The following is a 7,309-nucleotide window of genomic DNA, read 5'->3' on the forward strand; positions in this document are numbered from 1 at the left end:
GTTATGAGTAAGGAAAAAAACAAATTAGCCGGGCTGCAGAAGCGCAAGGCAATATCGGGATATTTGTTTATATCTCCGTTTATAATCGGCTTTTTGGTCTTTATGGTCAAGCCACTTTTTGAGTCCTGCTACATGAGCTTTTGTGAAGTAAATCTGGCAGCTGGTAAAGTTACTAAGACAATTACAGGACTTCAAAATTATAAAAATGCTTTCAGAGTAGATCCTGAGTTCAACAGACTACTCTGGGAGGAAATCTCCAGAATGATGGTATATTCACTGGCAATTATAGTATTTAGTTTCTTCGTAGCTCTGGTTCTTAACCAGAAGTTCCACGGAAGAGCACTTGCCAGAGCAGTATTCTTTCTTCCGGTTATCCTTTCATCAGGTGTTATCGTAGGTCTTGAATCTAATAACCAGTTGATGGCTAACCTTGCTCAGACAATCGAGCAGACAACACAGGGAATCAGTGTAACTGATGCACTTGAAAGTGTCCTTAGAACAGCAGGTGTTGGTGTTAGAGCTTATGAAAAGGTATTCGAAGTTATTAACAACATCTATGATGTAGCACTTGCATCTGGTATTCAGATTATTATCTTCTTATCAGGTTTGCAGACTATTTCATCTAGTATGTACGAAGCAGCTGATATTGAAGGTTGTACAAAGTGGGAAAGCCTTTGGAAGATTACATTCCCGATGATTAGTTCACTCTTCCTTGTAAACTGGATTTATACAGTAGTAGACTTCTGTATGAGAACTGATAACAAGGTTATCGAGAAGATTCAGAAGGTAATGATTGATCAGCAGCAGTACGGCAATGCATCAGCAATGTCTTGGATTTATTTCCTTCTTGTAGTTGCGTTTGTCGGAGTTACTTCGTATTTCATATCAAAGAGGGTTTACTACTATGACTAATGTGGAAAATCATGCAGAATACGACAAGCTTGGATTCTGGGAGAGAAATAAGTTATCAGGCGGCTACCTTTTCAAAAAGGTAGTTGGCCAAAGAGCGGTAAGCATTATCAGGTTTATACTTTTGTTTGGTATGTGTTTTATGATAATACAGCCAATCCTTAATAAGATTTCTGTAAGTTTCATGACAGAGACAGACTTGTATAATCCAATAGTAATTGCTATTCCGGAACATTTTACAACAGCAAATTACAGATTGTCAGCAGAACTGATAAATTATAGAGAATCAATTTTCAATTCTATACTTATTTCACTGACAATTGGAGCAATTCAGATTGCAATGTGTACGATTGTAGGATATGGTTTTGCAAGATTCGAGTTTCCATTTAAGAAATTCTGGTTTGCATGTGTAATCCTTGTAATCCTCATTCCACCACAGACAATCGCAAGTTCACTTCACCTTCATTTCAGATTTTTCGATGTACTTGGATTATTCAAGCTTATTACAGGTGAAACACTTAACCTTAGAGGTTCAAAAGTTCCTTACTATCTGATGAGTATGGGATGTATGGGACTCAAAAACGGATTGTATATCTATATGATTCGTCAGTATTTCCGTAACATTCCTGGAGATTTGGAAGAGGCTGCATATGTTGATGGATGTGGAACATTCAAGACATTTGTAAGAATTATGCTTCCTCAGGCAAAGCCAATTATTACATCCTGTTTCCTTTTTGCCTTTGTATGGCAGTGGACAGATGGCTTCTATTCCAGAATGTTCCTTGGAAATACAAAACTTGTAAGTACAGGTCTTTCACGTATCGTTGATAGTCTTGGTGCTTATATTCAGAGAATTAACGGAGTTAAGACAACAATTTCAGTTGCTTATTCTAACTGTATCCTTGCAACAGGTACCTTGATGATTGTAGCACCACTTATCATCCTTTACTTATTTGCTCAGAGAGCATTCGTAGAGAGTATCAGTAGCACTGGTATCAAGATGTAAATAATGAATCTGTTTGCAGGATTTACCTGCAGACAGACTCTATAAAAAGGGTTATAAATATTTAGCGCTCACTTATGGGTATTATGGAAAGATATTAAATTAGGGTATGTGCTCTACCCGAACAGAAAAATAAATAGGGCTGTTCGGTAAATATATCTCCCGGTATGGGGATTACATTTTAGGAGGATTAGAGTATGCGTAGATCTTTAACAACCAAAGCAACAGCCATCATCACAATGGCAGCTATGCTTTTTAGCATGGCAGGATGCTCAAAGAATGATGGTAACACAGCTGGAAATGGTGATGACAAGACAGCAAACAATGAATCAAGTGCTGATCAGGCATCCGAAGGGGATTCAGCTGCAGATGACGGCTATGAGATTATCAAGGACAAGGATGGCAAGCCAGTTGATCTTGGTGGTATGGAAATCATTATTCGTGACTGGTGGTCTGGAGATCCAACAGATCCAGCAAACGAGTATGAGGAAGCTGTTAAGGAGTACAGAGATTGGATTCAGGAAACTTACAACTTTACAATTAAGCCACAGGCTATGTCTGACTGGGGAACAACTCCTACAGATTTCGTAGACTATGCTACAACAGGCGGCGATGAGAACTATATCTTCACACTTCGTGATGATCCAGCTATCACATCAGCTATGGCTAATGGTCTTATGTATGACCTTTCAACACTTGACTGCCTTGACTTTAAGTCTGATAAGTTCCAGAGAAACCTTCTTCACGAGCAGTATTCATCAGGTGATCACATCTATGCTATGTTCGCTGGATACTCAGAAGCAAGAACTGGTGTTTACTTCAATAAGAGACTGTTGAAGGATGCTGGTGTTGATCCAGAATCAATTTATGATATGCAGAAAGATGGAACATGGACATGGGATGCATTCGAAGAACTTCTTTCCAAGGTTCAGAAGGATAAGGATAACGATGGTGTAATTGATGTTTATGGTCTTACACTTAATGAAGGTGTTATGACATCTGAAGCTATCTTTGCAAACAACGGTTCTTACATTGATAAGGATAAGGACGGCAAGTTCAAGTACAACCTTGAGAGCCCAGAGACACTTGAAGCTCTTGAGTGGTGCGTAAAGATTTACAAGAAGTACGACATGCCTGATCCAGAAGGAGCAGAGTGGGATTACTACAAGGAAGCATTCCTTAACGGCCAGGCTGCATTCCTCGTTGAAGACGAATATGCTGGATGCCCAGGTAACTTCCTTGAAGATATGAAGGATGAAGTTGGTTTCGTAATGTTCCCTAAGGGACCTAAGGCTGATGACTACATCAATGTATGGTGCAACAACCCAGTTGCTATTCCTGCTTGCTACGACAAAGAAAAGGCTTGGAAGCTTGCATTTGCTTGGAACCTTTACACAAATCCACCTAAGGGATATGAGGATTACAACGGATATCTTTCCACAGCTAGAAATGGTATCTTCGATTCAAGAGCTGTAGATGAAACAATTGCAATGATGACAGAAAAGGGTAAGATTGCATATCACAGCATGATTCCTAACCTTAATCTTGGTTCTGACTTTGTATGGAACATTGGACCTGATGCAGTAGTATCTGAGCAGGTTGAAAAGATTCGTGATACATGGAAGTCTTATGTAGACGATGCAAATAAGAATATTAAATAATTACTTACATTAAGTTAAGCTCGCTAAATATTTATTAAATATAGACGGGGCGGCGTAATTTGCCGCTCCGTTTTAATTAGGAGACAGCAATATGGAAAAAGTTAGATTTCATCTTCCGGGACTTAGATATAATTTTCCTTTGAATATGTTTTGGATAAGCCTCTATGAACAGCATAGAGAATTTTTCAGAGAGGGTGTAGAAATTGCATCCTGTTTTGGGGCATTCCCGTTTTCTTTGTGGAATGGAGGAAGACTTCTTGGCAAAGATCAGTGTGATGCACAGTTTGTAAAAAGCGTTATTTCTGCTATTAACAGCAAGAAAATTCCAGTTAGATTTACATTTACAAATCCTCTGATTACAGAGGAAGACTTGAAAGATCCTTTTTGCAATTTCTGTTTGGAAAAAGGAAATAATGGAATGAATGAAGTCCTTGTTTTTTCACCTATATTAGAGCAGTACATTAGAGAAAAATATCCGGCTTACAAAATTGACTCCACAACCTGCAAAGAGATAAGAGATGTAGAAGAACTGAATGCGGAAATGGAAAAAGATTATAAGTATGTAGTACTCGATTATAATCTGAACAACAAATGGGATATTTTGGAAAAAGTAAATCATAAAGAAAAGTTAGAGGTTCTCGTCAATGCTCTTTGCGTACCGGATTGTAAGAGAAGAGGAGACCACTATAAGAACATCGCAAAAAATCAGAAGATTATCGAAAGAAACCGTAACCTTCCATTAGAAAAGCGTACACCACTTATTCCATGGAAGTGTGAGTATGGCGATAACAACTGTTTATATACAATTCAGGACTATTCAACATTTGTATCTCCTGAACTTATCTGGGACAAATATGTTCCGATGGGAATTAATAATTTCAAGATTGAAGGAAGAACAGCAAATCTATTTTCACTTATAGAGACTTATTGCTTCTTCATGCTTAAACCTGAGAAAGTCGGAGAGGCTAGACTTCTACTATTAAGAAATTTGGAGCAGTCAAAGATTATCGTGGTTAATAAGCCAAGACCTGGCATCTGGCCATGAAATATTACAAGCCAGCAAAACTCATATATATAAATATAAAAAAGCAAGAAGTCATACTTTATTGTTTCTATATAGTTCGTTTTACTGTTTGTATATTTCGTCGCAGACACGCTTTCGCTTGATTATAAACGTAGTGGTACGTAATGCGCTAAAAAACAGCGCATAAGTACCAACGTTTATAAACAGTTCTGCTCATGAAATATTACAAGCCAGTAAAACTAATCTACTAAGTATTCAAAACAATAAAGTATAGGTTATTGTTTTCATCAGGAAAATCAATAACCGTACCAGACCAAAATTTGTCGTCAAGACAAATTTTGTCCTGCGAAGCAGGATTCTTGCTGATGATTATCATAAATCTCAGCAAGAAGTCATGTTTTTTACTAAAAAATGTCAGTAATAATTAGAGGTATTTTGAAGATATAATCATTATTATTTTGATAGAAAAGAGGAATCTGAATTATGGAAACAGCAGAAAAGAGAAGAGGTCCTGTTGCGCCGAAGGATCCGGAAAAGAAGAGACCGTTTTTCTTCATAATGCAGGGTAAGGATATCTATGGAGCTCCGCAGAAGGATGGAAGAGGTATTCAGTTTATTTATGAAGATGGTGGAAGATTGCTGGATGCAGCACGCCTGACAGGTAATATAACAGACGATTACATGATTGACTTGCTGAAATCTACAGAAGGCTTCCGTAAGATGGTTTATAGCATTGGTGTAAGTGTTTCTGGAAGAGATTCTGACGAGAGTGTCAGATTTGTAATGCAGATGTATCCACATAATCCAGGAGAAGAGTCTACTGAAATTATCATGGATCTTCCTATGGATGGAATGGAGAGAGTGATTGATTTAGGTGATGTTGATTTCTTTGAAGCTGACAAAGAAATTGGACAGATTAGATTTGAATTTGCAAAGTCAGGTATTCAGGCTTCTGCAGATGTAAGATTTTATTTAAATGACGGTTTTGTAGCTCCTATTCAGTCTGTTGATGCCATGGTTGATTTTGAATCAGATGGATATAAGGAAATGATTAAAAAATCCCTTATGCTAAAGGGTAATACAGGCAGAATTACCAAGCTTTTACAGAAGGCAGGAAGCGGCGAGGATGTAACACTTGCTTTCATCGGCGGCTCTATTACGCAGGGAGCAGGTGCTATTCCGATTCATGAGAAGAGTTATGCAAGAAACTTTGCTGATACATTTGAGAAAAAGTTTGTCAAGGGCGGAAAAGTTGATCTTGTAAAAGCAGGTGTTGGTGGAACTCCATCCGAGCTTGGAATGGTCAGATTTGATAGAGATATCCTTAGAGATGGCACTAAAAAGCCTGATATTATTGTAATTGAATTTGCAGTAAATGATGAAGGCGATGAAACTAAAGGTGTATGTTACGAGTCACTTGTAAGAAAAGCATTGGAACTTCCGTGGAAACCAGCTGTAGTACTCCTGTTTGCGGTATTCTCATTTGACTGGAATCTTCAGGATAGACTTGGCTGCGTAGGTGAGCGTTACAATATCCCTATGGTAAGTATCATGGATGCAGTAACTCCACAGTTTAAACTTCTTCCAAATGATGGAAGAGTTATTTCTAAGAACCAGTTCTTCTATGATCAGTTCCATCCTACAAATGCAGGTCATAGAATTATGAGCGACTGCCTCATTAACCTTATAGATGTAGTAAATGCAGGTGAAGGAAATGATGGTGAAGAAGTTAATGTCGCAGCTACAAAGCCAGCAATTGGAGCAGACTTTGAGACAGTAAAGCTTCTTGATATAAAAGAGTATCCGGCACTTAAAGCTGAGTTTGGTATCAGTAACCTTAGTGAGGGTTCTTTCAAAGATACAGATACCAATCTTCAGATGGTAGAAATGGATAGAGAGATTACTCCTGTTCCTGAGTTTCCATATAACTGGTCACACTCAGGAAAGACTGGAAATGAGCCATTTGAAATGGATATCAACTGCAAGCGCCTTCTATTGTTGTTCCAGGATTCCGGAAGTCCTTCTTATGGAACTTGTGAAGTCAGCATCGATGGCAAGAAAGTATACGATGCAAATCCGCTTCAGGTTGGCTGGACTCATGCAAATTCTGTAATTATTTTAAATGAGGAAAAGAGTGCAAAACACCATGTAAGTCTTAAGATGGCAGAGGGAATGGAAGATAAAGTATTTACAATATTAGGATTTGGTATTGTGAAGTGAGTTTTCTAAAAATAAGTACGTAGATTAACAAAATGGATGACTTTCTGTATCGAACAGAAGTCATCCATTTTGTTGTATAAGATTAATCAGAAAAATTATACAAGCTATAAGGCAATACGATTATGACAAAATGAGAATGGAATTATGCATAGGCAGAAATGCCACCTATTACAATTCTTTGATAACATTGGCGGCTAACTCGTGACTTTAGTCATGAGTTAGCCGCCTTTTCTTGACTCTGCTAATTACGTATGGTATTATACAGACATGGATAAAAATAGAATATTTACAATAAAATCAGATGCAACGCATGGTAGAGGGCATGTATACTGCTTACAGTACCATATAGTATGGTGCACCAAGTATCGTAAGAAGGTCATTGTTGGCAATATAGAGTCGGATGTTAAAGAACATCTTTACCGTACAGCCGAAGATTTAGGCATTAAAATCCTTGCTATGGAAACAATGCCTGACCATATACATATGCTTATA

At 37.9% G+C, this 7,309-nt stretch carries 6 protein-coding genes; all 6 read left to right on the forward strand.

The features are described 5' to 3' along the window. The first annotated feature begins 3 nt into the window (after window positions 1-3). The gene (locus tag G634_RS0112645; RefSeq protein WP_026505595.1) at window positions 4-912 is read left to right on the forward strand and encodes a carbohydrate ABC transporter permease; all 909 of its coding nucleotides are present in this window, start codon (window positions 4-6) and stop codon (window positions 910-912) included. Beyond that, the gene (locus G634_RS0112650) at window positions 905-1,915 is read left to right on the forward strand and encodes a carbohydrate ABC transporter permease (RefSeq protein ID WP_026505596.1); all 1,011 of its coding nucleotides are present in this window, start codon (window positions 905-907) and stop codon (window positions 1,913-1,915) included. The genes G634_RS0112645 and G634_RS0112650 overlap by 8 nt, the downstream gene beginning before the upstream one ends. Window positions 1,916-2,109: 194 nt before the next feature. Then, window positions 2,110-3,573, forward strand: a complete 1,464-nt coding sequence (locus G634_RS0112655) for an ABC transporter substrate-binding protein (protein WP_026505597.1) — start codon at window positions 2,110-2,112, stop codon at window positions 3,571-3,573. A 91-nt stretch (window positions 3,574-3,664) separates the two neighbouring features. Continuing rightward, window positions 3,665-4,618, forward strand: a complete 954-nt coding sequence (locus G634_RS0112660; protein WP_026505598.1) for a hypothetical protein — start codon at window positions 3,665-3,667, stop codon at window positions 4,616-4,618. A 462-nt stretch (window positions 4,619-5,080) separates the two neighbouring features. Then, window positions 5,081-6,817: an SGNH/GDSL hydrolase family protein gene (locus G634_RS0112665; protein ID WP_026505599.1), complete on the forward strand. Its 1,737-nt coding sequence runs from the start codon at window positions 5,081-5,083 to the stop codon at window positions 6,815-6,817. Between the two features lie 267 nt (window positions 6,818-7,084). After that, window positions 7,085-7,309 (forward strand): IS200/IS605 family transposase (gene tnpA / locus G634_RS20900; RefSeq protein WP_155830583.1); only part of this gene is annotated, 225 nt, incomplete at its 3' end.

The sequence above is a fragment of the Butyrivibrio sp. NC3005 genome, assembly GCF_000424545.1.
Classification (GTDB): Bacteria; Bacillota; Clostridia; order Lachnospirales; family Lachnospiraceae; genus Butyrivibrio.